We start from the raw sequence: 23369 nt of genomic DNA, 5'->3' as shown, positions 1-23369 counted from the left end.
TTTCGACTCCCTTTTTAATATTCAAATTTCCAATGTCAACTAGCCTGGGCCCGACATTGCTTTAAGGAAATCGGTGTTCGTTTTTGTACCTTGAACTTTGTCGATCAAGAATTCCATCGCGTCGACTACGTTCATCGGAGCAAGAACTTTGCGAAGAACCCACAGACGGTTCAAGTCACCTCTATCAACTAACAAGTCCTCTTTACGAGTTCCTGATTTATTGATGTCCATGCATGGGAAGATACGTTTTTCCATAAGCTTACGATCCAAGTGGATCTCAGCATTACCAGTACCTTTAAATTCCTCGAAGATAACTTCATCCATACGAGAACCCGTATCGATCAACGCTGTTGCGATGATTGTCAAAGAGCCACCCTCTTCGATGTTACGAGCCGCACCGAAGAAACGTTTTGGTTTGTGAAGGGCATTGGAATCCACACCGCCCGACAAGATTTTTCCAGAAGGAGGAACAACCGTGTTGTAAGCGCGCGCTAGACGAGTGATGGAATCAAGCAAGATAACAACGTCGTGCTTGTGCTCAACCAAACGTTTTGCTTTTTCAATAACCATCTCTGCAACTTGAACGTGACGAGTTGGTGGCTCATCAAATGTCGACGATACAACTTCGCCTTTAACGGTACGTTGCATGTCAGTCACCTCTTCCGGACGTTCATCGATCAATAGAACGATCAACTTCACTTCAGGGTGATTGTGCGTGATAGCGTTAGCAATTTGTTGCATCAAAACTGTTTTACCAGTTCTTGGAGGCGCCACGATCAAGGCGCGCTGACCTTTACCAAGCGGAGCCATCAAATCCACAACACGTGTTGTGTACTCGCCAGGGCTGTGCTCAAGTTTCAGTCTTTCATTTGGATAAAGCGGAGTTAAGTTGTCGAAAAGGATTTTATCTTTACCCTTTTCCGTCGTCTCAAAGTTCAAAGAATCAACTTTAAGAAGAGCGAAGTAACGCTCACCCTCTTTAGGAGGACGAACAGTACCCGTCACCGTATCACCCGTTCTTAAACCGAAGCGGCGAATTTGTGATGGGCTGACGTAGATATCATCCGGACCTGGAAGATAGTTGTAATCCGGAGAACGCAAGAAACCGTAACCGTCAGGCAAGATTTCAAGAACGCCAGAACCATAAATGTCCTGACCCAACTTCGCTGCGCGCTTCAAAATTTCGAAGATCATATCCTGACGGCGAAGACCGGCAGCATTTTCAATTTTCAATTTTGTCGCAAGCTCAGTGAGCTGAGTGATGTTTTTTGATTTTAAGTCTTTGGAAGAAAGCCACGATTTTTCTTCGTCAGTAAGCTGGATATCCGCCAAATCAACTTCTTGAGTTTGTGCTGGCGGAGTTGATGCGTGAGAATCATCGCCTACCGGTTGGCCTTCATCACGGTTTCTATCGCCACGGAAATCACGGCGAGGCCCATTGTTTCTGTCATGGCGGTGGCCCCCGCGGTCATTACGGTCTCCACGGTTGTCACGATCGCGGTTGTCACGGTTATCTCTGTTAGGTCTGAATTCGCGACGTTGTTGGTTTTGGTGACGATCTTGTCTTGGAGCTTGAGAAGGAGTTTCAGCAGGCGCTGATGAAGCGGCGGCTTCAGGGGCTGGAGTTGCTGCGGGTGGTTCAGAAGGTGCCGGCGCAGGGGCCGCTACAGCTTCCGGAGCAGACTCAGCCGGAGTTTCTTCCACAGGTTTGGTGCGAGTGCGCTTCTTAACGACTTCAACGCCTTGTGAATCTTTAGGGTCAGACAAACAAATTCTCCTTGTAGGATTAAAAAAGAAAACGAGGATCTTAAGATAAGAAGTTTGATCCGATTGGAACTAAACTGTTGTGCTTGAGCTAACTTTCGCCAAGGGTCCAGTTCTTGTCAACTCAAAACCAAGCTGAAGGAAGGCCTTTCAAATCAAATTTAATGCGTTTTAAAGTGAGATTGTGTCAGGGTTTCAACCAGACTGAGCGGTTTAGGGGGGCCTTGCGCGAATAATAGTTAGCTCATTTAAGCACAGAATATGTTGTAAAAAAAGGAAGTATTTTCAAGTGTTTAAGTTTGATTCACCAGGGTCCAGTTTCACGAACATTTGCGCGCTTTTAATAAAAATCAGCCAGACCCCCTATTAATTTTTCGTAAGTAATACCGAAAGGATAGTATCCAATTAGTTAAGCACAAGGAGTCTAACGTGGAGGACACAGTTAATGTTCCGGCACCAAGAACCCCTCTAAATCTTGAGGTCTCTTTCAAACGCAATTATGCGCGCGAAGAAACCAAAGGCACGCTTAAGAATATCAGCATCACAGGAGCCTTTTTGGAGTTTATGGGTGGCGAGGTCCGCGCCAACGAGAAGTTACATCTAGTGTTTGTCGTCGCAGGTCGCGAGCGCAAAGTTGCGGCTCACGTGATCTGGACAAACTCTGCAGGTTGTGGAGTGAAATTCATGCCTGTAAATAACCGCGACGTGCAGATTGTCGACGATTTGATTTATTTCGTCGAGAACAGTCGCGAAGATCGCCGTTCAGTGATGGACACGATTTTTAAAAAGGTGGGCTAATCGTAGAATACCGGCTGTGTTGGGGCAGCTAGGTATTTAAAATCTGGCTTTAAAAAATAAGAAGAGCGAGTTTGAACTCGCTCTTTTTTATTTTAGGTTGGTGCTGCTTCAGCTTCGGGCCCTCAGGCCCTCCGCTCTGCGGCCTACCGGCCTACGTACCAACGTGAGTGTTGTCCATTGCTTGTTGTTCAAGCTCTTTTTGTTTTCGTTTCTTTCTAAGCACGATCAAGATTGCAAGACCCGCTGCTGCTAGACCGACAACACCTAAAGCCACTGTCGTGTCATTATCCATTCCAGTTGGAGCTTCGTCAGCTGCTGCTTGTTGTGGAGCCGGAGGATTGACAGCTTCCATTGGAGGAGGCGGCGGTGGTGGAGCTTGCTCTGCAAAATCCTGTGGCGGTGGAGGTGGCGGAGCCATTTCCTGTTGCTCTGGCATTGGTGGAGGAGGAATTTCTCCTTGAGCAAAATCTTGTGGAGGCGGAGCCATATCACCTTGTGGTGGAGGTGGTGGGAAATCTTGCGGAGGTTGCTGCATAGATCCCGCAACTTCTTGATGTTGCGCTGGAGCTTGTTGTTGCTGAGGAACAGATGGAGCTTGCGCCATTTGGCCGCCTCTCCAGTAACGAAGTTCCGTGCCTTCAGCAATCGCACCTTTAGAATCTACCGAGTTACTTGACCATACTTCTTTCCAAGCATTGTCATAACCAAGAAGGTCTTTTGAAACCGAACGGATGTTATCCCCAGCTTTAGCCACATAAACTTCTGGAGCCATGCCGTTGTCTTCATAATAAGTTACGATTTTAGATGAATCGTCAGGACGGTTTGGAGAGTTGTAATAAACTTTGTCGCCCGCACGAACGTCGCGAGAGTTGAAAGTAGGATTTCCCTTTTTCAATTCTTTTGTTTTATCAGCGCCATAAATCATTTGGCTAATACTTGCCAGTGAATCACCAGGTCTTGCGAAGTAAACTGTGTTGTACCAAGTTTTTCCCACTTGCCAAGGAGCCGTCGCCACTTTTTGCAAAGGAACATTCGCTTTTTTCGGAGCTTCTTCAGAGGAAGATTCAACGACTGTCGTCGAAGTCTCTGTTTTAGTAGAGCTTTCAACCATCGTTGTGTTGTCTTCTGTTGTTGCTGGAGGCGCTGTATCGACAATCGTCGTTGAAGCTGCAGGAGGAGCATCCATTGTTGTTGTTTCAGCAAATGGATCTGCAGGCAAAGTTTCTGAAGAAGTCGCGACATCTGTTTGTTCTGTCGTTGCTTGATCTTCGCCCAGCGTAGTTTCAGTCGTCGTCGTTGTAGTTTCAGTAGTGGTTGTTGTTTCAGCAGCTGCTGTTTCACCCAACGCGTCTTCAGGAAGTTGATCGCTAGCTAAAGAATCGTCACCTGCGATTTCAAGGGCTTCGTCGCCTTCTAGTTTCTCTAGATCCGCAGAATCATAATCGGCAGTGACTTCTGTATCAGCTTGGTTGTCTTTAGACGTACAGCTTGTGACCTGAGAAGCCAGACCTAAGCACGCTAATAAGATAACGAGTTTCTTCATCATGTGTTCATCCTTGAGTGATGCTATGAAACATACTGTTTCAATAAAGCCTTATTAACAATTTATGCCCAAGACCGGAGTGAGGCAAACACTAATACGGTCACTAGACTATGGTTTAAGCAGCTGTAATTTAGCGCCAATTTTGACTTTGTTCTTTTCAAACCAACCTTTTTGCATCTCCAAAGCATACTTCGCCGGTTTTGCGCTTGGGTAAGAAGGAAGTTGTGCATCCGGAATTCCTTTACCAGACTTCATTTCCTGAACATCGACCAAGGTCCCGCTTCCATCAAAGTATCCAATGGAAAGATCAATCAACGTATTTTTCATCCAGAAAAAACGAGTCTCTACGTTTTTAAAAATAAAAAGCATGCCCTCGTTTTCACCCAATTTTTCTCGAAACATCAATCCACGTTCATGTTGGTCAGCAGTCTCTGCTACCTCCACGACCAAGGTTTTAGTTCCGACTTTAATAGATCTTGTCTTGAACGGTGTCGCTGCAAATAGCGATACCGGCATATATATAGTTAAAAGAATAAAGAGCGTTCTAATTTTTAAGCATTTCAAGAGCGACGCCATATCGAACTCCTTTAGTGGAAACAATCATTCCGGGAAGCTTCAATGCCTCTATCACGGCAAGTAAAATCGAGGCACCTGCAAAAATAATGTCGGCGCGGCCACCTAATTGATATTTTTCTTTCTTTTCTTCCACAGTCGTTGCGCCAAACTCACGCACCCAATAGGCTAAGCGGTCTTTCCCCAAAAAAAAGCCGTCGACTTTCTTTTCGTCATATCCACCGACCTCGATTGCGACAAGAGAAGTGGGTGTTCCTGCTACCGCTATAATCTGATCAATTTTTTCTTTTTGCAGTTCCGGTAATACTGTTTTAATTTGCGTCTGAATGTATTCTTCAAGAGCTTTTTGCTCTGTAGCCGAAACAGGTTGGCTCGTGATGAATTTTTCAGTCAAACGTACGCCGCCAATGTTAAGGCTTTCTCCAAAAAGAATTTTGCTCCCTCGTCCCGAGATAAGCTCTGTAGAGCCGCCGCCCACATCGACAATCAAAGATGTCTTTTGAGTGTCATTCATTCCTGCCGTAGCACCTTGGTAAGTGATACGGGCTTCATCTTCACCGGGAATAATCTCAATAGGGATTCCCAGGTCTTCGCCGATTTTAAAAAGCTCTTTTCCATTTTTTGCATCCCGTGCTGCCGAAGTCGCCATGGCCAGAATGCGGTCCACGTTATGCAAATCAATTTCTTTTTTAAATTCTGTAAGACATGCTTTCGCCCGCTGAAGAGCATCGGGATGAAACTCGCCAGTCTTATCGACACCTTGACCTAGGCGAACTGTTGTTGCCAGGTCTTTATGCACTTTGACGATTCCATCTTTTGTGCCTTCAGCAATTAAACAAAGAAAGGTATTCGTTCCAAGATCAAGGGCTGCGACTTTCATTTACTTTAATTTCTCCTGCAGAATCTTATTCACAAGCTCTGGATTAGCCTGACCCTTAGAAGCTTTCATAACGGCGCCAACAAAGAATCCAAAGACAGCTTTTTTACCTGACCTATATTCTTCCACGTTCTTACCGTTGGCGGCTAATACTTCTTCGACGATTTTTTCGATAGCGCTTGGATCCGAAATCTGCACCAGACCCTTTTCTTTAACTATCACTGCCGGCTCTTTTCCGGTTTGCCACATTTCTTGAAAAACAGTCTTAGCGATTTTTCCTGAAATGGCCCCTTTATCAATCATGGCAATCATCTGACCTAATTGTTTGGGCCGAATCGGGGAATCCTTGATGCTTTTATTGGCTTCTTTCAGCTCGCGCAAAATTTCAGTCATCACCCAGTTCGAAGAGGCTTTAAAGTTATTGGCCTCCTTCGCAGTCTCTTCGTAAAAATCAGCCAAATCTTTTTCGGTAGTCAGAACGGTCGCGTCGTACTCTGGCAACGCATGCTCTTCTTGGAAGCGTTTGGCGCGCGCAATAGGAAGCTCGGGGAGTTCTCTGCGATACTGCTCAATCATTGCATCGCTGACCGTCAACGGAAGCAGATCTGGGTCCGGGAAGTAACGATAGTCTTGCGCATCTTCCTTCGTGCGCATAGAAAACGTCCGATTTTTATCTGGATCCCACAGGCGTGTTTCCTGAATGATCTTGTCTCCACGCTCTACAGCATCAATCTGTCTTTCGATTTCGAACTCGATCGCCTTTTCTACGAAACGGAAGGAATTGATATTTTTAATTTCCACTTTCGTTCCAAAATTGGGATCACCCTTCTTGCGGACGGAAACGTTACAGTCACAACGCAAAGATCCCTCTTCTAAATTTCCATCACAGACATCGAGATATCGAACAATCTGACGGATTGTGCGCGCGTATTCCGCGGCTTCCGCAGGACTGCGGATGTCGGGACCAGAAACAACTTCAAGCAAAGGGATACCAGCGCGATTGTAGTTGATGAGCGTGTAGTCACCGTGATGGTTGGACTTTCCAGCATCCTCTTCCATATGAGCTCTGGTGATAGACACTGTTTTTTCCACGCCATCCACTTTGAACGTCACAGACCCATTTTCACACAGTGGTTGATCATATTGGGAAATCTGATAGCCCTTCGGCAGATCAGGGTAAAAATAATTCTTACGCGCAAAAACGGATTTACGACGGATATCACAACCCAAAGCCAAACCCGTTTTGATTGAATATTCCACGGCTTTTTTATTTACGACGGGTAAAGACCCCGGCATACCCACGCTGATCGGCGAAGTGTTTTCATTGTCTCCCGCCTCGAAGCTTGTTGAATCTGCACTAAAAATTTTAGACTGCGTGCTTAACTGAACGTGAATTTCGATACCGATGACGGCTTCATATCCTCTATATGACATGGGGATTTTTTCCTTTCACCGGAGAAGCGCCTTCCAGTGCAAAAGCAACGTCCAACATTTTCTGTTCTTCAAAATGACTAGCGGTTAGCTGAATACCGATCGGAAGATTTTCTTGCGATAGTCCGAAGGGAACACTCATCCCTGGCAGTCCCGCAAGGTTTGTCGATGTGGTAAAGATATCATTCAAATACATGGTTAAAGGATCAGAAATGCGTTCACCAATTTTGAAAGCGGGCGCGGTGGTAACCGGACTTAGAATGACATCGCACTTTTTGAAAGCTTCTAAGTATTCGTTCATTATTAAACGACGAACCTGACCTGCTTTGTTGTAATAAGCATCATAGTAACCACTTGAAAGACAGTAGGTACCAAGCATAATACGACGTTTGACTTCTTTACCAAAACCTTCGCCGCGAGTTTTTCCATAAAAAGTTTCTAATTCAACAGCGGAAAGGTTTTTAAATTCGGCACGGTGACCATATTTCACGCCATCATAGCGAGCAAGATTTGACGAAGCTTCACTGGCCGCAATCAAGTAATAAACGGGAACTGCGAATTCAGACATAGGCACAGAGACTTCAACTATTTCTGCTCCCATTTTCTTTAATGAGTCCACCGCGTTTTCCACGGTTTTTTGCACATCCGCGTGCAGGCCGCCGGTCATATATTCTTTCATCAGGCCAATCTTCATGCCTTTCATATCGGCCTTTAAATTTTTACTCCAAGCGGGAACAGATCTTTGTGTCGTGGTAGAATCAAAACTATCAAAACCGGAAATAACTTCCATCGTTAATGCCGCATCTTTTACTGAGCTCACCATCGGGCCCGCTTGATCGAGCGAAGAAGCGTAAGCAATAATACCGTAACGACTGACGCGTCCGTAGGTGGGTTTGACTCCCACGATGCCACAGAAGCTTGCGGGTTGACGAATAGATCCACCGGTATCAGTTCCTAATGTGCCTGCAACCAAACGCGCCGCCTGCGCCGCCGCAGATCCCCCGGATGAACCTCCCGGCACACAGTCAAGCTTCCAAGGATTTTTTGTCGGACCGTGAAAAGAGGTTTCATTCGATGAGCCCATGGCGAATTCATCTTGATTTAATTTTCCCATCACGACAATGCCAGCGGCTTTAAGGCGAGCCACGACAGTGGCATCATAGGGTGGAATAAAATTTTCTAAAATTTTAGATCCCGCCGTCGTCTTAAGGCCTTTTGTGCAGAACATTTCTTTGATTCCAAAGGGAACACCGGCTAGGGGGCCGACATGTTCCCCCTTGGCAATTCGGGCATCCAAAGCTTCAGCGTCTTTCAGAGCTTGATCATTCCTAGTGGTGAAAGAATTTAATTTTTCATCTAAGGAATCAATTCGTTTCGCGAAATGTTCAGTCACCTCTTTAGCGCTGACTTTCTTAGATTGAACGGCTTCGGCGATGTCTGTGATTGAAGCAAAAGTTAAATCCATCTTACACCACCGGCGGAACTTTAAAGAGGTTCCCTGCTTTTGCGGGAGCATTGGCCGTCATTTCTTCAGCGGTAAATTCCTGCTTAACCACATCCTCACGCCAAAAAGATTCAATTTCCGTTGGCGTTACCAAAGGCTCGATTCCAGCCGTGTTTATTTTTGAAATCTGCTCGAAATGACCCAGAGCTTTCGCTAGTTGGGTGCTGTACTCTTGGGCTTCTTCTTCACTGACTTGTAAGCGAGCAAGCTTTGCGATGTGTTCAATAGTTTTTTTGTCGATCACCGAGAGTCTCCTTCGCGGGGATGTAAGATTTAAGGGTATTCAAAAAACAAAGTTCAGTCATCAAATGCGCGTTCTTCCTTTTTTAGACTAGACCTTTTCCCCCAGAGTGATAAATTCATTTCCATGTCTAAAAAGCGCCACGAAGAGCTCAAGAAAATCATCTCGCACCACGACTATCTTTATCACGTGATGGATAGCCCCAAAATCTCGGACTACGAGTACGACCAGTTGTATAGCGAGCTTTTGGCCTTAGAAAAAAGCGAAAAGAACTTAGACCTTTCGGATTCGCCATCTCAACGTGTCGGTGGAACTCCTTTGAGCGCTTTTGAAAAAGCTCCGCATCGGCTTCCTATGCTTTCATTGGCTAATAGTTATTCCCCCGAAGACATCTTCGACTTCGATGAGCGCGTTAAGAAATTTCTTAACACCGATAAGCATGTCGAATATCTCGTCGAACCGAAGTTTGACGGTCTTTCGATGGAGCTTATCTATGAGAATGGGCAGTTCATTCGCGCCCTCACTCGTGGCGATGGGACGGTCGGCGAGGATGTCACTCAAGGTGTCCGTACCATTCGCAGCGTTCCTCTTAAGCTGAGTACGAAAAATCCGCCAGCGCTTTTGGAGGTCCGTGGCGAAGTTTTAATGTTTAAACAGGACTTCGCAAAACTGAACGAGACTCAGCAAGAAAATGGGCAGCAAACTTTTGCAAATCCCCGTAATGCGGCGGCGGGTTCGGTACGGCAATTAGATTCAAAAATCACGGCGTCTCGGCCTTTGCGTTTTTATGCTTATGCACTAGGCGCCGTCGACGGCGTAGAATTTAAAACCCAATTAGAGATCGAAGAATATTTTCACGAAGTCGGAGTTCCTTCATTACAAAATAAAGAAGGATTAGATCTGGTGCGAGTATGCAAAGGACCCGAAGAGGTTGTTGAGTACTATCACCATGTTGAAAAGATTCGTCCGCAGTTGCCGTTCGATATTGATGGTGTTGTTATTAAAGTGAACTCTCTTCGTCTGCAAGACGACTTGGGTTTAGTAGCTCGAAGTCCGCGTTGGGCCACAGCGGCCAAGTTCAAACCCGAGCAGGCACAAACGGTTATTGAAGATATTATAGTCCAAGTTGGAAGAACGGGGGCCTTAACCCCGGTTGCGATCATGAAACCCGTCAAAGTGGGTGGAGTAACGGTTACAAATTCAACCTTGCACAATCAAGATGAAATCAATCGGAAGGATGTGCGCATCGGCGATACGGTGATCATTCAGCGCGCAGGTGATGTGATTCCCGAAGTCGTCTCTGTTGTAGCAGAAAAACGTCCTAAGACGAGCAAACCCTTCCTGATTCCTTCTGAATGCCCGGCCTGTGGATCCGAGACTGTCAAAACAGAAGGTGAAGTGGTCACTCGTTGCGTGAATCCACTTTGCATCGCCGTGGTTAAAGAATCTTTGAAACATTTCGTCGCTCGTCGCGCAATGAACATTGATAAAGTCGGTGATCGGCTGATTGAAACCATGGTGGATCATAAGCTTTTAGCGAAGTTTTCCGACTTTTACCGGCTGACAAAAGAAGATGTTCTTTCTTTGGAACGACAAGGTGATAAATCCGCTGAGAATATTATTAAAAGCATTGAAAACAGTAAGAACCCCACTTTGGCGCGATTTATTTTTGCACTGGGTATTCGCTTCGTAGGCGAACAAACCGCAAAGCATCTTGCCGACCACTTTGTGAATATTGAAAACTTTTTGAAAGCGACTGAAGAAGAACTTCTGCAAGTTCCTGAAATCGGACCGAAGGTGGCAAAAGCTATCGGTGATTGGACCGCCAACAAAAAACTCGTGAACGAAGTTCACGACATGCTAAAACTCGGCGTGACGATTGCAAATCCGGTTCGCTCGCAAGAGGGCGCGCTTTCCGGGATGAGTTTTTTAATTACGGGAACTCTACCTATTAAGCGCGACGACGCAAAAGACATTATTGAAAAAAATGGCGGGAAGATTCTAGGATCTGTCTCATCAAAATTGAACTATCTTGTCGTCGGTGATGATCCAGGCTCAAAGGTTGAAAAAGCGCAAAGCCTGGGAGTTAAAATCATTTCCTGGGACGAGCTTCAAAAGATGCTTTAGTTAGCGCTGGCCTGCGCGCGGTGCCGTTGCTTTATTAGCGTCAACGAGTTCTGCCATACGACCACGCAGATGCACGCAGGTAGAACTTAAGTCTTTAATCGCATGGTCGACTTGTGATTTACTGCGACCGCGCTTTTCAAAGTGTTTGCGCAAAACATTTTCATCTTGCTGGCAAAGAACGTCTACGCGACGAACCAGCGCGCGATATTCTGTAGGATTGGATTTGGCAAATGCCAGCGTTTCGCTTGCTTTATTAGACGCCTTTACACACTCTTCCGTCGCATTTTTAGAGCGACGAATACAAATAGGCTTTTCATCTTTCAATCCAAAAAGCACGGGATTACATAGGACAACGGACTTTCCGTCTTCATTGTCTCCATAAACCGCTGAACCGTCTTGATCTGCTTTACAAGAGTAAGTGACTGACTTTCCAGAAGCGTCACGGATTTCTTTTTCACTGATAGGAGAGCATTGCGGGCCTTCTACGGCCCAACCCGCATAAACGCAAGCCAGACGTTCGGTTTTGCTGACCTCTTCGACATCAAGATTGTCGTTCCCTTTCGAGTTTCCGACATCTTCTAGCGCTCTAAGATGATAGTCCGCCACGTGAGGATTATTGCCCACGCGATCCAAGACGGCGCCGCTTTCGTCGCGTCTTTCTACCACTGTCATTGGGCCGGCTTTAGAGGCCTTTTTGATTTGTGCTTCCGGGCCTAAATCAATCACCACTTCTTCAGACGAAGACGGTGTGACAATTCTTTTTACGACTGTATTCTTGCGAAGAATAGGAGCCTCAAAGGGGGATGAGCCTTCATCGAGAGTCACTTCAACATGTTTTGATAAAGAGTCGGCGCTAATTTGAACCTTTGATCCCTCGTAATCTTTTTTATCAAGTTCCTTAAGCAGATTTTTTGAGATCGTGGAAGCATCGTCATTTGCGCTTGTACATACGTAGACACCGCTAAGGCGATCGCCCGGGCAACGCATACAAACTAACGAAGCCCCTGCTTTCACACTTCTTTGCACCTGACAGCGTTCATTGGCTGCCTCGGCGGGATTCCCAATTAGAATAGAAGATGTGGCACAAAATGAAGTGGAGTTAGAAAGTGCCTGAAACAAGAACTCGGGCAAGAGGCTGTACTTACGTTTTGGATTAATTCTTTCGCCGGCTTCGACAGCGTCCACTTTAGCATAGAAGGCTTGAATCTCTTTAAGCCAAGCTTTTTGATTTTCATCAGTAAGTGCGCGGAACTCTTCATACGACAGGGTGATCTTGTCCGTAGACTTATAGAATTTGCCTTGCGCAAACGCGCTTGAAGTCAGCGCAATAAGTAATGAAAAAAGCATCGCTGTCATTTTCATCGCCGCATCCTTTGTCCATCAAAGTTTCAATATTTGTTTATCGGCGAATTAACGACTTGTCTTGAGATGTCTCAGAATAAGACAACTCTTTAAACGGAAAAACCCGTGGCTTTCACCACGGGTTCTTTGCAATAACTAAATCAGCACCAAATTAAAGGTGATCGATCACGATATCGCGTGCCATAACAGTCTTACGACCATCAGCTTTAGCACTTTCGATACCTTTTAAGCAAAGTTGCTCAATAGCTTTGCTAAGAACATCAATAGTCTCAGCAGAGGTGTTCATTTGACCTTTTTCTTTGATAAGTTTTTTTACTTTGCTTGTTACAACAAGTACTTCTGCCATGATTAAACCTCTCTCCATCCGTGTGTTTACCTGTAAAAGGTTTGCATAGGGTCCAGAAATTGACAATATGAAATCTTCTTGCGGCGCACTAATTATTTGCCGAAACCGTCCGACCTGGGTTCGCGATGAGTTCTGATTTGCCATCCACAAATTTCAGAAGCTCGGCTTGGCGACTTCCCCCTTCGGTCGGAGAAATCCAAACGAAAGTTTTTTGGTCCAAAGGTTTCGTACACTCCACGTCCAAAAATGCGGGCGACCAACAGCCTGAGTTCAAATGCTCAACAGACCCAATGATTTCATGGCGTGTATGATGAGTATGTCCAAAGACGATGCGCTGCGCTTTAGTAATTGCACTGGCCATGGAAAGAACTCGGTCATCGGGCTCTTTGTATCCCGAGACGAGGGACGTGATCGACTTGCTGTAAAAAAGGAAGAATGGCAGCAACAAGAAAAGCGGAATAAAAGCCCAGAAGAATGAAATTTCATACACCGAACGAACGAATACCATTAGCTGGAATATTAAAAAGAACGCGACGAAAACGATAAAAGCCCGGTCCAACCACAGTTCACGCGCAAGTAAAGTCGGGTGGCTCGCCGCGGGAGCAACGAAAAGTTCTTTCAGCTCCCGAACCATGCGGGGCTCTGCGTTCGCTTTTTCAGCAATTCGAGACACACGATCTTCAATCTTTAATGGATTACGGATCGGTGCAGACAGGCGGTCGAAAAATGCGTAAAGCAAGGTCACAACCGAACCCCAGAACCAAGTGATGATCAAACCCGGCTGAGCACGCAGCATGTATTTAAAAAAGAAGCGAATGTACTCTGGCAAAGTCATGATGTAATTCGTGTCGACGTGCGGATTAAAAAAACCCATCCCGTTAGAAATGTACCGACAAGCCAAATTCCCGAACGGCAGCTTCAACGAAATATAATTATAACCGCGAACAAAGGGATTGATCGGGTCCTCGCACATGCAATACGGATCGTACTGATTACCATGTTCAATCAAAGTGTCTTGATTGCTGATGTAAAACCATTCCACAAAGCGCACTTGATCGCGTTTGTGATCTGGCAAAGCTAAATGCCGGTAAATTTCTTCCTGCACTTCCGGAAAATGAAGTTCAAGATCATGATTGCCAATAACGAAAATAGCACGATGTCCACGCAGAATAAACTCACGCAGTGCTCGGACAAATTCAGCATGATCCTTTAAAATAACTTCGATTTTATAACGAGAACGCTCTTCGCGAGGATAGAGGCCGCGATGACGTTCTAACCAATCTACTTTGTAGGTTGGCTCATCAGGCAATCGCAAAACACTGTCAAAATCAAAGATGTCGCCATTAAGTATCAACTCGATGGGCTGGCCATTGGCCTTTTCTTCAATGTGCTTCAGAAAGTTTTCAAAAACATCATCGAAAAAGAATTGCCGAGTTTTAAACTTCTTCCATAACGGAAACTTAATGTTAACCGGCTCTGCCTCGCAAAGATGCAGGTCACTGATGATAGCAGTGAATGAAGCGGATCTGAAATCAGGAACTGGTTGCGAAAAAGAAGTGGGCAAATCTTCCTCCCAAGAATATGATCGTGCAGATGAACGAATTTATCAAGAACCTCAAGACTCCAATTGCTATTGTCGGGATGGGTAAAAGTGGTGAGGCGGCTCGCCGACTGCTTTTAGATCTCGGATTTTCTGCTCAGTCCGTACTCACATTTGATGGAAAATTACCGACAGCGGATTTTAATGATCCCGAAGCTTTGATGTCTCAAGCATCACCGAAAACTTTGGTGGTGTCTCCGGGGGTTCCACTCACCTCTGCCTGGATTCAGAAAGCCAAAAGTGAGGGCATTAAAATTACCAGTGAAATTTCTTTGGCCTGCGCCTGTCTAGAAAACGAAAAATTGATGGGCGTCACAGGATCTGTAGGAAAAAGTACGACCGTATCTTTATTAGGGGCCGGTCTTGAGGCTTTTTCTAAAACGGGATTTGTCGGCGGAAATCTGGGCACTCCATTTTCCCAGTATGCTGCCGAAGTTCTCGAAGGACACAGAACTCGCGCAGATTGGATTGTATTAGAGCTATCCAGCTATCAATTAGAAAACTGCGAAAATCTTTCTTTAGATCTATCGGCGATTACCTATTTCACCTCGAATCATCTTGAGCGGTACGACAATCTTGAGCATTACTATCAAACAAAGTGGAATATTCATTCCATCACCAAGAAAGCAATGCTTTTAAATAGCGAAGGTGGAGACCTAGTTGAATATTCAAAGAAAAAAGGTCGCGATGAAAGTGTGAAAGTCATTTCAAAAAATGATGTCACCTTCAAAGATCTTCATTTAGAAAAAGCTCAGCTTATTGGACAACACAACCAAGACAATTTGGCTTTAGCTTCCGCATTGGCTCTTGAGGCCGGCTGGCCACGCGAAGCAATTGAAGGAATGAAAAATTTTAAAGGTCTTGTTCACCGTCTTGAGAATGTGGGAACGTTCAAGGGTGTCCGCTTTATTAACGACAGCAAAGCCACCGCGATGGACAGCGTTTTAATTGCTAGCACGGCAGCCCACGATACTTTAAGCAATGGTGGAAAGTTGTTTTTGCTTTTAGGTGGCCGAGATAAAAATCTTCCTTGGCAAGATTTGATGCCGTTAAAACATTTCCAGTCCGTCGAATTCGTATTCTTCGGCGAATGCCGCGAGATCGCTCAAAAGAAATCTCTTTTACCTGGAGCTTCTTATCCGCACTTGGCGGAGGCTTTAGAATATTGTTTTAAGAAAGCAAAAAGTTCTGACACGGTTTTATTGAGCCCGGGTGGAACAAGTTTAGACGAATTTAAGTCTTTTGAAGATCGTGGAAATTTCTTTAAATCAAGAGTTGCAGATTTTGCTAAAGCCGGGCAATTAGCGGAAAGTTAAAACTGAAAGCGAGTTTGCATCTACAGGAAGAACGCGCGAATACATTTTGCGTGTTCTTGCTCCTAATACTACCACTTCATGGGTGTCTTCAGGAACATTAAACAGAATGAATCCGCCGCCAGCGATGCCTTTGCGATTTTGCAGGATACGTCCCTGCATATCAAAGTAGACGATCTGTCTTGGGTCAAAGTTATCATACGCTGCCAGGTAAACTTCAAAGTCTTCATCTGGAACGAATCCGACAACAAAGCCTGTGCTTGGCATATCATCAAGTCTTAAGAAGGACTTAATCGAAGTCAGCCATGACCAATGAACTAGCGGAGCATGAATGAATTCATCGGTGTCATTGTAAATGTAACGAGCAGACACGTAGTCGGCACCCTCAGGTTGAACACGCATCAGTCCTAATCGACTGACATGCGGTAAGGTCACGGTTGTTAAACCTGTCGAAACCTCTAAATCTTCCTGTAAGCTTTGCATCGTGACTAAACCAGGGCGCGCTTCGCCGGTAAACGCATCATAAATTCTTAAAGGCACCGCTTCAGTTTTAATGGTAGACTCAACGTCCCCCTGGGCAACTGAACCTTCTTCGACAACCACGTTTTGGTAACCTAAGATGGCTGAAGATCGCGTCGCTAAGATGGAATGAAAACCGGGGTCCACGTTCACGAACGCAAATAGGCCATTTTCGCTTGTGGATTTCAGCTGCGGATCGGGAATCATGAATGAATTGAAGTAAACCGGAATTAAAGCTTCATCGGATTCGACCACAACTTCGGCTCCAGCCAGCGCTTTGCCATCCAGAGACACTTTACCCCAAATAACAGTTGGAGAACCATCAATAGACTGTGCGCGCTGTTGAGCCACGATATCTTGAAGCGCCCTGATCATAGATTCGGGATAAAGCTGAGATTTAAATTCTTTTCCAGAGATCACGATTGCGGCGGTTTGCAGATGTTTCGGAGCTGCCGCTCGCATAACCGTCATCGAACCTTTCGTGACATTATCCATCGCAACCAAGCCGTCATCTTTTTTTACGGCAACTTCACTAGCCCCTTTTACGAATGTGGCGCGAGTTTGCGCGGGAGCTACATCGTTAGGCTTTGGGTTGTAGGCACTCGTCACGATACCCGCAAAATCCGGATGCGGTTCGATCTTAAGTTTTGGTCCTTGAAGAGTTCCAGCATTTGCTGCAGCAACTCTATTTAAACGGAAAGAACCTTCACCTAAAGTTTTTCCTTCTTTATCTACCAAGCGGGCAACGACCGTCCCGTTTTTATCTTCGACTTCTATATTATAAAGACCTTGGCGTAAATCCACGCGACCGAGTTCTTTTAAGACCCCCTCGTCATTGCGGCGAATTTCGATATGGTGTTCATTTGTAACGGCAAGACCGCCGGTGATTTCAAGTGGGCCTTGGATGTAGTGACGAAGATTCTTTTCTTCAACAAAGGACTGGGATCCGTCCGCATGCTCATCGAGGTCACCTTGAGGGGCTCTATCTGGAATAGAAACTGATGCCTGTGAAGGACGGGTGCTTATTTGACCAGAAGAAGAAGTTCCCGCCACATAAACATTCGAGGAAGAAGGACTCGTGGCCAAAGCTCCCGATTTTTCTAAAACTTCGCGGGCCATGTCACTCCAGGTAGGGACAGTCCAATCTTGGTTTAAAACTTCGCTGCGTCTTTGCGCTTCTTGCAGGCGTTTGGCTTGAGCCACTGGTAAATGCTCAACCCAAGCACCCTCGTTAACCTCTTCAAGTTGTGACGACGTAATCAGGGTCTCTGGCCTCTTTGTTAAGACCATTTCCGGCACTTCAATTTTTTTAGCAAAAAGAGGCGTGGAAGAGGTTTTTTCAACGGCCAATGTTGCAGGTTTGATTTTCGCAAGTCGCGCCCACTCTTCAGAGATGCGCTCTGATTCGACGACTTCTTCAAATGCAATATGTGGCGGAGAATTTTTTTGCGCCTTGATCGTCAGCGCTTCATAAATAGGAATGAACTTCAAACCACTTAATTGGCTTGACCAGCATAAGCATCCCGCTAGTACTGCGAACGGAAGAATCCGTTTAAGCTGCATTCCTTGCAACGTAACCTCTTCAAATGAAAAGACTAGTCATATTGACTAGTCTATATCGTATTTAGAAGGAGCGGAAGTCGTCAATCACGTTACGATTGTCGCGACTTTGGTTAAGCGCCCGGCGGATCTTTTCGGCGATCACACCGGCTCTGTCATCATCTCGATCTAACAGCTCAAAGCCGCCATTTTCATCACGACCTTCGACTAGGACCTCGACCTGGACATCATAAGGGCGTTGATCACCTAGGACCGTCACGTGTGTGTAATAACGTTCACGGGCCATATCCATTTTTTCGATAGGTTTGTTCTTCTTATCGTAAAACTGAGAAACTAGTTCTCGTCCATTCTGACTTACCGAGCGAGGCTCACCGATCACGCTCATAACGGCGCGACGGGTTTCGCTGACATTGAGCGGAGTTTCACGAAGAATAACCCCGCCGGTACGACACCCAGACAAAAGAAGAGTTCCAGTCAAAACAAGATAAGAAATGTATTTCATCATTATTTCTTTTGAGCCTTATTCCAGTCATCCATGAAAAGCTTAATGCCTTTGTCAGTTAACGGATGATGAGTCATTTGCTGCATAACCTTAAACGGAATTGTTGCGATATCCGCACCCATTTCAGCAGCAAGTTGAATATGCATTGGACTGCGCACGCTCGCTACTAAGACTTCCGTTGCAAAGTCATAGTTTTGATAAATTTGGATAACCTGGTTAACCATTGTCAGGCCCTCTTGTCCGATATCATCCAAACGGCCAACGAATGGAGAGACCATTGTCGCGCCCGCTTTTGCCGCTAGCAACGCCTGCATCGGAGAGAAAACTAACGTGACATTCGTCTTGATACCTTCAGCAGTTAATTTTTTAACTGCGATCATACCGTCTTCAGTCATTGGAATTTTAACAACGATGTTAGAAGCAAGTTTCGCTAGTTCTTTACCTTCTCGGAACATTTCTTCTGCTTGCAGGCTGATAACTTCTGCGGAAACAGGACCAGAAACCTCCTTGCAGATTTCTTTGATCACGTCATGAAATGGTTTTCCAGATTTAGCAATCAACGAAGGATTCGTTGTAACGCCGTCAACCCAACCACGTAAGTTGGCCTGTTTGATTTCTTCAATTTCAGCTGTATCGATGAAAAACTTCATGGGATCTCCCGCAAGAAAAATGGATTAAATGTAACACCCAAATTTGTACGTTGGCGCAGGCTAAAAATCAACCAGGCTTTTACCCTGAATATAAAACTCGGCCTGTCTTGCAGGAGCGGCTGCACGCGCAATTTCACTCAGATTCTTCTGATAGATAGGATGCTCATATTGGCCCCATGCTTCCGCTGAACAGCGGATGATGAGCGGGTCTTGATGAAGCTGAGGATAGGGAAGCGTTAATCGAGGAGACATCAATATCAAGTCATCATAGGTAAGAAGTGTTAGCTCTTTATGACTTTTCTGGCTTAGGCCAGGATTGCCTTCCTCACATAAAGATAAAACCAGGTGCAGCAATGCATCCACGTTCAACGGCGTTTCAAAGCGTATTACAAACTCAAGATACGCACTTAAATCTAAGCGCTCCGCTGTTAAATACCGCTTATAGACTGACGAAATCGCGGTGACCTCGCCACATTCACTTAATTTTCTTAGAAGGTTCTTGGCTTTTTCGGCGCCCCCGACGAGGTCGAGGGCGGCATGAATCAAAGCAGAATGCCGAATTGGCGTCATGCTTGTTTCCCAAATAAAACATCACGAATTTGGTAAAGGCCCGGCTTTTGTTTGACCAGCCACTCTGCCGCCATCACGGCCCCTTTAGCGAAGACCGTCCGGTTTAGTGCGGAATGCTCAAAAACCAAAACCTCTTCATCGCTCATTGAATAAACTTTATGAACGCCAAAAACGCCGCCACCGCGAATGGCCACGGCTTCTGGAAGTTTTTTACCAACGGCTTTTTCTAGATTCTCTTGCAATGTGATTGCCGTTCCGGATGGTTTGTCTTTTTTGCGATTGTGATGAATTTCTTCAATCTGAAAATCAAAATGTGAAATCGCAGAAAGATTTTTCAAAGTTTCGTTAAGGACCGCAACACCTAAACTCATATTTGAAGACCAAAGAACGGGAATCTTTTTAGAGTATTGAGCCAGAAGATCTTTTTCTTTCTTAGAAAATCCCGTCGTGCCGCAAACGACAGGCGTCTTATGTTCGGCAGCTCTTTTTAAAACATCCTTCAAGGCGTCTGGCGAAGAAAAATCAATCCACACATCGACTTGTTTCGCTTTTTTAGCATCGAACTTATCGTCGCGATTCAGTGGATAAAACACTTCACAGCGGGGATTAGAATCAATAACTCCAACAATTTCTTTTCCCATACGGCCCGCAGGGCCGATGACGCCGACTTTGATTTTTTTCACAGAAGACCCACTTTTTTCATTTCTGCTTTCAGACTTTCCGTATGTTCCGCAGACAATTCCACCAGTGGCAAACGCAAAGACGCAGAATCAATCACGCCCATTAACTGTAAGGCCTTCTTTACTGGAATCGGATTTGCTTCGACAAAAAGAAGATTGATAAGATTCATATACTTATTAATATCAGCGCGCGCCTTTTCGATCTGACCTTCAGAAACCCATTTTTTCCACTGCACCATTTGCGCCGGAATTACGTGAGTCGCTACCGAGATCACACCGTGCCCACCGGCCCCTAAGAAATCAACATAGGTGCCGTCGTCACCAGACAGCATCACAAACTCTTTGCCACATGCCTTGATAATGTCTTGGGCTAAATCAATTTTTCCTGTCGCTTCTTTAATTCCAATCACACCCGGAACTTTTGCTAGGTCACGAATGGTCTCCGTTGCAAGTGAGGTGATTGTACGGCCCGGAACATTGTAAAGAAGAGTCGGAATTTTTACCGAACTCGCCACGGCTTTAAAGTGCTCAAAAAGACCGCGTTGCGGTGGTTTGTTATAGTAAGGAACAACAACCAAGATAGCATCGGCACCCATCTCTTCTGCTTTACGAGATGTTTCAATAGACTTTGCGGTGTCATTGGAACCCGTTCCCATGATCAAAGGAACTTTGTCGCCCACAAATTTACGAATATGTTTAAAAAGCTCACCCACTTCTTGAGTTGAAAGAGTGGGGCTTTCCGCTGTCGTGCCATTCACGACAAATCCATCAACACCGCCGTCAAGCTGTTGCTTTAAAAGACGATCTAAAGAAGTGTAATCGACTTTTTCGTTTTTAAACGGGGTAATTAATGCTGTGAAGGTCCCTTTAAAATTTTTCATCCTACCACCTCTAGATTGTATTTAAATTCTCCGACGAAAACGGCTCCGCCGGTCATAAGTGGGTGAGTGTCTTTACCATCAAAAACCACACTTAAAAGCCCTCCGGGCATTTGCACTTTGATTTGTTTCTCTGAACTAAGCTGCGAATAAACAAGAGCAGCCGCAACGGCCCCGGTACCGCAAGCAAGCGTATAATCTTCGACGCCTCTTTCAAAGGTCACCGCATTGATGTGGCCCTTTGAATCTTCCGCATAGAAAGTTACATTCGCGCCTGCAGGTTTTAGATCCGCATGCGATCTGGCTTCGCGGGCCATTTCTTTTAGCGTCGTAGCTTCTGCAAGATTCGAAATTTTTTGTACTAAATGTGGAACGCCGGTATTCACCAGAGCAAACTTTTGAACACCTTTAGATTTTGTTTTTAGCTCGATACTTTCTTTTACAAAACGAGCTTCCGGCATTTGCACACGCACTTCATCGTCACCCAGAATTTGCGCCGTTACCAAACCCGCACCGGTCTTAAATTTCAAACAGGCTTTATTTTCAGAACTTCCCAGATACTCGTAACAGAAGCGGGCAGCACAGCGAGCCGCGTTTCCACACATTTCTGCTGTAGAACCATCAGAGTTATAAAAATCCCAGTCGTAATCAAAACCTTCGCTGCCATTTTCAATAAGCAGAAATCCGTCTGTGCTTAAACCCAAAACACGATCGCAAACAAGTTTTGCAAACTCTGCTCGCGACTTTCCCAAAGAGTTTTCCACATCTCTCCAGTCGGATTTTTCACGTGCATCAATGAGGGCAAAGGTATTTCCCGCTCCGGACATTTTCATGATGGAGATCGGAAGAAGCTTTTTCATCGCTCCTCCGGCTCGTTCACCGATGTGTCTTCTTGATCTTGTTGCAAAACTTTGGGCAAAGGTTTTTTCTGCGATTCTTTGTACGTGGGTTCTCCACGACCTAATGGTGCGGGATTGAGTGGTGGCAACGGACGGCCTTTCACGCCGCAACCTGCGAACGTCAAAAGCAGTCCACTAATGAGAAGGATTTTATTCAGGTGTTCCATTCATCCCCTTTAGCTCTCCTTCCACCTCAACAAGGCGGCGGCAAAGCATGGGGTCTATCATATACTGTCTATACTGATTCGCTGAAATGTTTTTGCAGCTCATCACGTATTTCTGAGCCTCTTCCGGGTTGTTTTTCTTAAGGGTTTGGCCGTATTTCCAATTCCAGTAGTATAATTCGGGATACTTTTCGTCAGACTTCTTAAGATTTGCTAAGGCATCTTGCGCTTTTGTAAGACTTTTCTGACCTAGGGACTTTTCAACCTCTAGGGCCTGCCAGAATTTTTGCTGCGGGGACCGTTTTATCACGACAGTGTCGGCCACTTTCTGATAATCCAACCAACGATTCTGACAGATCAATGCTTGAGCCAGGCTGAGCTTTAGTTCTTCATCAAAGCTCACAACCTTCAACTGCTTTTGCACGTTTTCTTGGGCGTTTTTGCAGTCGCCTTTAGCGATAAGCAGACGCGCTTGCTCGTTGATGATTGAAAAGTTGTCGGGCTCGATACGAGCGGCTTCGGTAACCTTATCCAACGCTTGGTTCAAATCGGTCTTTCTTAAAGAGACACCGTTTTCAAACAACTGTTGGGCTTTATCACTAAAAAACACATTGGCGACTTCTGAGGTCGTTTTTTTAAGTTCCGAGATGGCTTGAGGACGGGTTTCGCGCTGAATGGCCGTAGCAAGAATATTCAAAGCTTGCTGGCGATCGCGCTGCAAACTTAAGTTATACGCTTTTTCAATAATATCTTTGTAGGTCTCAGACTTTCCATTCTTCGTCTGAGCAAAAGCGGGCAGTGCTAAAAAGGAAAGAGCCGCAATCACTGCGGCTCTTTTCATGATCAATTGCATTGATTAATTCTTTTTGAAGTTTTTCAAAACAACAGTCACGTTACCGAATTGGCTTGGAGCAACTTGTTTCAACATACCAGAAAGTGGAACTTGTTGTGGGTTGATCCATGCGTTGATTTCAGCATTTTGCTCTTTGTCTTTAAGACGAGCGTGGATGCAATCGAAAGTACCAGCAGGAACAGTGATTCTGTCTTCTTTAACTTCGATAACTTCTACGTCTTGTTTAGGTACTTGTTGTTCTTTACCGTTCACTAGCATTTTTTTGATTTCGCCAGTGTTTGGATCAAGAAGAGTTTCAACTTTTTGTTTTCCAGCGAAACCAAGATCCATGTTTTGATCCATCCAGATGCCATCAGCACCGATAGAACGAACTGACATAGACATTGAACCTTTAATGAAGCCCATGTCGATGTTGTAGTTAGCGTTGTCGCCAACTTTCCAGTCCAAACCCATTGTTTGAGCTTGATCCATGATCGCTGCGTTTTGGATGTTAGCCAAAACTTCAACTGCAGTTGGAGCAGCAACAGCGTTAACTGAGAACGCAAGACCTAGAGCGGCGATAAGAGCCTTAACCATAAATTCCTCCTTGAATGGTTTTTATTGTGGTGTCTTAAT

At 45.3% G+C, this 23369-nt stretch carries 23 protein-coding genes; 3 read left to right on the top strand and 20 right to left on the bottom strand.

Going from position 1 to position 23369, the window contains the following annotated elements; translation table 11 throughout:
* Positions 1 to 39: 39 nt before the first annotated feature.
* Positions 40 to 1767, bottom strand: coding sequence for a transcription termination factor Rho (gene rho / locus AZI87_RS07340; protein ID WP_155722512.1), 1728 nt, complete (start codon positions 1765 to 1767; stop codon positions 40 to 42).
* A 426-nt stretch (positions 1768 to 2193) separates the two neighbouring features.
* Here rho and AZI87_RS07335 point away from each other — a divergent pair, with 426 nt between their 5' ends.
* Positions 2194 to 2562, top strand: coding sequence for a PilZ domain-containing protein (locus tag AZI87_RS07335; RefSeq protein ID WP_063205860.1), 369 nt, complete (start codon positions 2194 to 2196; stop codon positions 2560 to 2562).
* 151 nt (positions 2563 to 2713) lie between these two features.
* Here the strand turns inward: AZI87_RS07335 and AZI87_RS07330 are convergent, their stop codons facing one another.
* The 6 genes from AZI87_RS07330 to gatC all read right to left on the bottom strand — a co-directional run bounded on the left by AZI87_RS07330 (position 2714) and on the right by gatC (position 8734).
* Positions 2714 to 4108: an LPXTG cell wall anchor domain-containing protein gene (locus AZI87_RS07330; protein ID WP_155722511.1), complete on the bottom strand. Its 1395-nt coding sequence runs from the start codon at positions 4106 to 4108 to the stop codon at positions 2714 to 2716.
* 105 nt (positions 4109 to 4213) lie between these two features.
* Complete coding sequence (locus AZI87_RS07325; RefSeq protein WP_155722510.1) at positions 4214 to 4621, bottom strand: DUF192 domain-containing protein; 408 nt, start codon at positions 4619 to 4621, stop codon at positions 4214 to 4216.
* Between the two features lie 28 nt (positions 4622 to 4649).
* A complete protein-coding gene (locus AZI87_RS07320) occupies positions 4650 to 5558 on the bottom strand; it encodes a Ppx/GppA phosphatase family protein (RefSeq protein WP_063205854.1) in 909 nt (302 codons plus the stop codon).
* Positions 5559 to 6989, bottom strand: coding sequence for an Asp-tRNA(Asn)/Glu-tRNA(Gln) amidotransferase subunit GatB (gene gatB / locus AZI87_RS07315; protein WP_063205852.1), 1431 nt, complete (start codon positions 6987 to 6989; stop codon positions 5559 to 5561).
* On the bottom strand, positions 6979 to 8451 hold the full coding sequence (gatA, locus tag AZI87_RS07310) for an Asp-tRNA(Asn)/Glu-tRNA(Gln) amidotransferase subunit GatA (RefSeq protein ID WP_063205850.1): 1473 nt from the start codon (positions 8449 to 8451) through the stop codon (positions 6979 to 6981). The genes gatB and gatA overlap by 11 nt, the downstream gene beginning before the upstream one ends.
* A gap of 1 nt (position 8452) precedes the next feature.
* A complete protein-coding gene (gene gatC / locus AZI87_RS07305) occupies positions 8453 to 8734 on the bottom strand; it encodes an Asp-tRNA(Asn)/Glu-tRNA(Gln) amidotransferase subunit GatC (protein ID WP_063205849.1) in 282 nt (93 codons plus the stop codon).
* A gap of 123 nt (positions 8735 to 8857) precedes the next feature.
* Between gatC and ligA the strand changes: the two genes are divergently transcribed.
* A complete protein-coding gene (gene ligA, locus AZI87_RS07300; protein WP_063205847.1) occupies positions 8858 to 10858 on the top strand; it encodes an NAD-dependent DNA ligase LigA in 2001 nt (666 codons plus the stop codon).
* Here the strand turns inward: ligA and AZI87_RS07295 are convergent, their stop codons facing one another.
* From AZI87_RS07295 to AZI87_RS07285, 3 genes are all read right to left on the bottom strand, one after another.
* On the bottom strand, positions 10859 to 12220 hold the full coding sequence (locus tag AZI87_RS07295; protein WP_063205845.1) for a hypothetical protein: 1362 nt from the start codon (positions 12218 to 12220) through the stop codon (positions 10859 to 10861).
* A gap of 151 nt (positions 12221 to 12371) precedes the next feature.
* On the bottom strand, positions 12372 to 12566 hold the full coding sequence (locus tag AZI87_RS07290) for a histone-like protein (RefSeq protein WP_041872690.1): 195 nt from the start codon (positions 12564 to 12566) through the stop codon (positions 12372 to 12374).
* Positions 12567 to 12654: 88 nt separating this feature from the next.
* A complete protein-coding gene (locus AZI87_RS07285) occupies positions 12655 to 14130 on the bottom strand; it encodes a metallophosphoesterase (protein WP_063205843.1) in 1476 nt (491 codons plus the stop codon).
* Positions 14131 to 14159: 29 nt separating this feature from the next.
* Here AZI87_RS07285 and murD point away from each other — a divergent pair, with 29 nt between their 5' ends.
* The gene (gene murD / locus AZI87_RS07280) at positions 14160 to 15482 is read left to right on the top strand and encodes a UDP-N-acetylmuramoyl-L-alanine--D-glutamate ligase (RefSeq protein ID WP_253696543.1); all 1323 of its coding nucleotides are present in this window, start codon (positions 14160 to 14162) and stop codon (positions 15480 to 15482) included.
* Here murD and AZI87_RS07275 read toward each other — a convergent pair.
* From AZI87_RS07275 to AZI87_RS07230, 10 genes are all read right to left on the bottom strand, one after another.
* Entirely contained in the window at positions 15468 to 17561 is a 2094-nt protein-coding gene (locus AZI87_RS07275) for a hypothetical protein (protein WP_253696542.1), read from the bottom strand. The genes murD and AZI87_RS07275 overlap by 15 nt on opposite strands.
* Before the next feature lie 61 nt (positions 17562 to 17622).
* Positions 17623 to 18063 (bottom strand): hypothetical protein, encoded by a 441-nt coding sequence (locus tag AZI87_RS07270; RefSeq protein ID WP_063205837.1) that lies wholly within the window; start codon positions 18061 to 18063, stop codon positions 17623 to 17625.
* The gene (fsa, locus tag AZI87_RS07265; RefSeq protein WP_063205835.1) at positions 18063 to 18710 is read right to left on the bottom strand and encodes a fructose-6-phosphate aldolase; all 648 of its coding nucleotides are present in this window, start codon (positions 18708 to 18710) and stop codon (positions 18063 to 18065) included. Before fsa ends, AZI87_RS07270 begins: the two co-directional genes overlap by 1 nt.
* 60 nt (positions 18711 to 18770) lie before the next feature.
* On the bottom strand, positions 18771 to 19280 hold the full coding sequence (locus AZI87_RS07260) for a hypothetical protein (protein WP_063205833.1): 510 nt from the start codon (positions 19278 to 19280) through the stop codon (positions 18771 to 18773).
* The gene (gene dapB, locus AZI87_RS07255; RefSeq protein ID WP_063205831.1) at positions 19277 to 19963 is read right to left on the bottom strand and encodes a 4-hydroxy-tetrahydrodipicolinate reductase; all 687 of its coding nucleotides are present in this window, start codon (positions 19961 to 19963) and stop codon (positions 19277 to 19279) included. Before dapB ends, AZI87_RS07260 begins: the two co-directional genes overlap by 4 nt.
* Positions 19960 to 20841 (bottom strand): 4-hydroxy-tetrahydrodipicolinate synthase, encoded by an 882-nt coding sequence (dapA, locus tag AZI87_RS07250; protein WP_063205829.1) that lies wholly within the window; start codon positions 20839 to 20841, stop codon positions 19960 to 19962. Before dapA ends, dapB begins: the two co-directional genes overlap by 4 nt.
* Positions 20838 to 21698: a diaminopimelate epimerase gene (dapF, locus tag AZI87_RS07245; RefSeq protein WP_063205828.1), complete on the bottom strand. Its 861-nt coding sequence runs from the start codon at positions 21696 to 21698 to the stop codon at positions 20838 to 20840. Before dapF ends, dapA begins: the two co-directional genes overlap by 4 nt.
* On the bottom strand, positions 21695 to 21904 hold the full coding sequence (locus tag AZI87_RS07240; protein WP_063205826.1) for a lipoprotein: 210 nt from the start codon (positions 21902 to 21904) through the stop codon (positions 21695 to 21697). Before AZI87_RS07240 ends, dapF begins: the two co-directional genes overlap by 4 nt.
* Entirely contained in the window at positions 21888 to 22754 is an 867-nt protein-coding gene (locus tag AZI87_RS07235) for a tetratricopeptide repeat protein (RefSeq protein ID WP_063205823.1), read from the bottom strand. The genes AZI87_RS07240 and AZI87_RS07235 overlap by 17 nt, the downstream gene beginning before the upstream one ends.
* Before the next feature lie 3 nt (positions 22755 to 22757).
* Positions 22758 to 23330: a hypothetical protein gene (locus AZI87_RS07230; protein WP_041872717.1), complete on the bottom strand. Its 573-nt coding sequence runs from the start codon at positions 23328 to 23330 to the stop codon at positions 22758 to 22760.
* Positions 23331 to 23369: the final 39 nt, after the last annotated feature.

Source organism: Bdellovibrio bacteriovorus (genome assembly GCF_001592745.1).
Taxonomy (GTDB): domain Bacteria; phylum Bdellovibrionota; class Bdellovibrionia; order Bdellovibrionales; family Bdellovibrionaceae; genus Bdellovibrio; species Bdellovibrio bacteriovorus_B.
This window is presented reverse-complemented; position numbering and strand designations above follow the sequence as displayed.

Bases quoted from the DNA above. Each gene is read 5' to 3' on its own strand.
- AZI87_RS07330 (WP_155722511.1), bottom strand. From the start codon at position 4,108: ATGATGAAGAAACTCGTTATCTTATTAGCGTGCTTAGGTCTGGCTTCT.
- AZI87_RS07325 (WP_155722510.1), bottom strand. From the start codon at position 4,621: ATGCCGGTATCGCTATTTGCAGCGACACCGTTCAAGACAAGATCTATT.
- AZI87_RS07320 (WP_063205854.1), bottom strand. From the start codon at position 5,558: ATGAAAGTCGCAGCCCTTGATCTTGGAACGAATACCTTTCTTTGTTTA.
- gatB (WP_063205852.1), bottom strand. From the start codon at position 6,989: ATGTCATATAGAGGATATGAAGCCGTCATCGGTATCGAAATTCACGTT.
- gatA (WP_063205850.1), bottom strand. From the start codon at position 8,451: ATGGATTTAACTTTTGCTTCAATCACAGACATCGCCGAAGCCGTTCAA.
- ligA (WP_063205847.1), top strand. From the start codon at position 8,858: ATGTCTAAAAAGCGCCACGAAGAGCTCAAGAAAATCATCTCGCACCAC.
- AZI87_RS07295 (WP_063205845.1), bottom strand. From the start codon at position 12,220: ATGAAAATGACAGCGATGCTTTTTTCATTACTTATTGCGCTGACTTCA.
- AZI87_RS07290 (WP_041872690.1), bottom strand. From the start codon at position 12,566: ATGGCAGAAGTACTTGTTGTAACAAGCAAAGTAAAAAAACTTATCAAA.
- murD (WP_253696543.1), top strand. From the start codon at position 14,160: ATGAACGAATTTATCAAGAACCTCAAGACTCCAATTGCTATTGTCGGG.
- AZI87_RS07275 (WP_253696542.1), bottom strand. From the start codon at position 17,561: ATGCAGCTTAAACGGATTCTTCCGTTCGCAGTACTAGCGGGATGCTTA.
- AZI87_RS07270 (WP_063205837.1), bottom strand. From the start codon at position 18,063: ATGATGAAATACATTTCTTATCTTGTTTTGACTGGAACTCTTCTTTTG.
- fsa (WP_063205835.1), bottom strand. From the start codon at position 18,710: ATGAAGTTTTTCATCGATACAGCTGAAATTGAAGAAATCAAACAGGCC.
- AZI87_RS07260 (WP_063205833.1), bottom strand. From the start codon at position 19,280: ATGACGCCAATTCGGCATTCTGCTTTGATTCATGCCGCCCTCGACCTC.
- dapA (WP_063205829.1), bottom strand. From the start codon at position 20,841: ATGAAAAATTTTAAAGGGACCTTCACAGCATTAATTACCCCGTTTAAA.
- dapF (WP_063205828.1), bottom strand. From the start codon at position 21,698: ATGAAAAAGCTTCTTCCGATCTCCATCATGAAAATGTCCGGAGCGGGA.
- AZI87_RS07240 (WP_063205826.1), bottom strand. From the start codon at position 21,904: ATGGAACACCTGAATAAAATCCTTCTCATTAGTGGACTGCTTTTGACG.
- AZI87_RS07235 (WP_063205823.1), bottom strand. From the start codon at position 22,754: ATGCAATTGATCATGAAAAGAGCCGCAGTGATTGCGGCTCTTTCCTTT.
- AZI87_RS07230 (WP_041872717.1), bottom strand. From the start codon at position 23,330: ATGGTTAAGGCTCTTATCGCCGCTCTAGGTCTTGCGTTCTCAGTTAAC.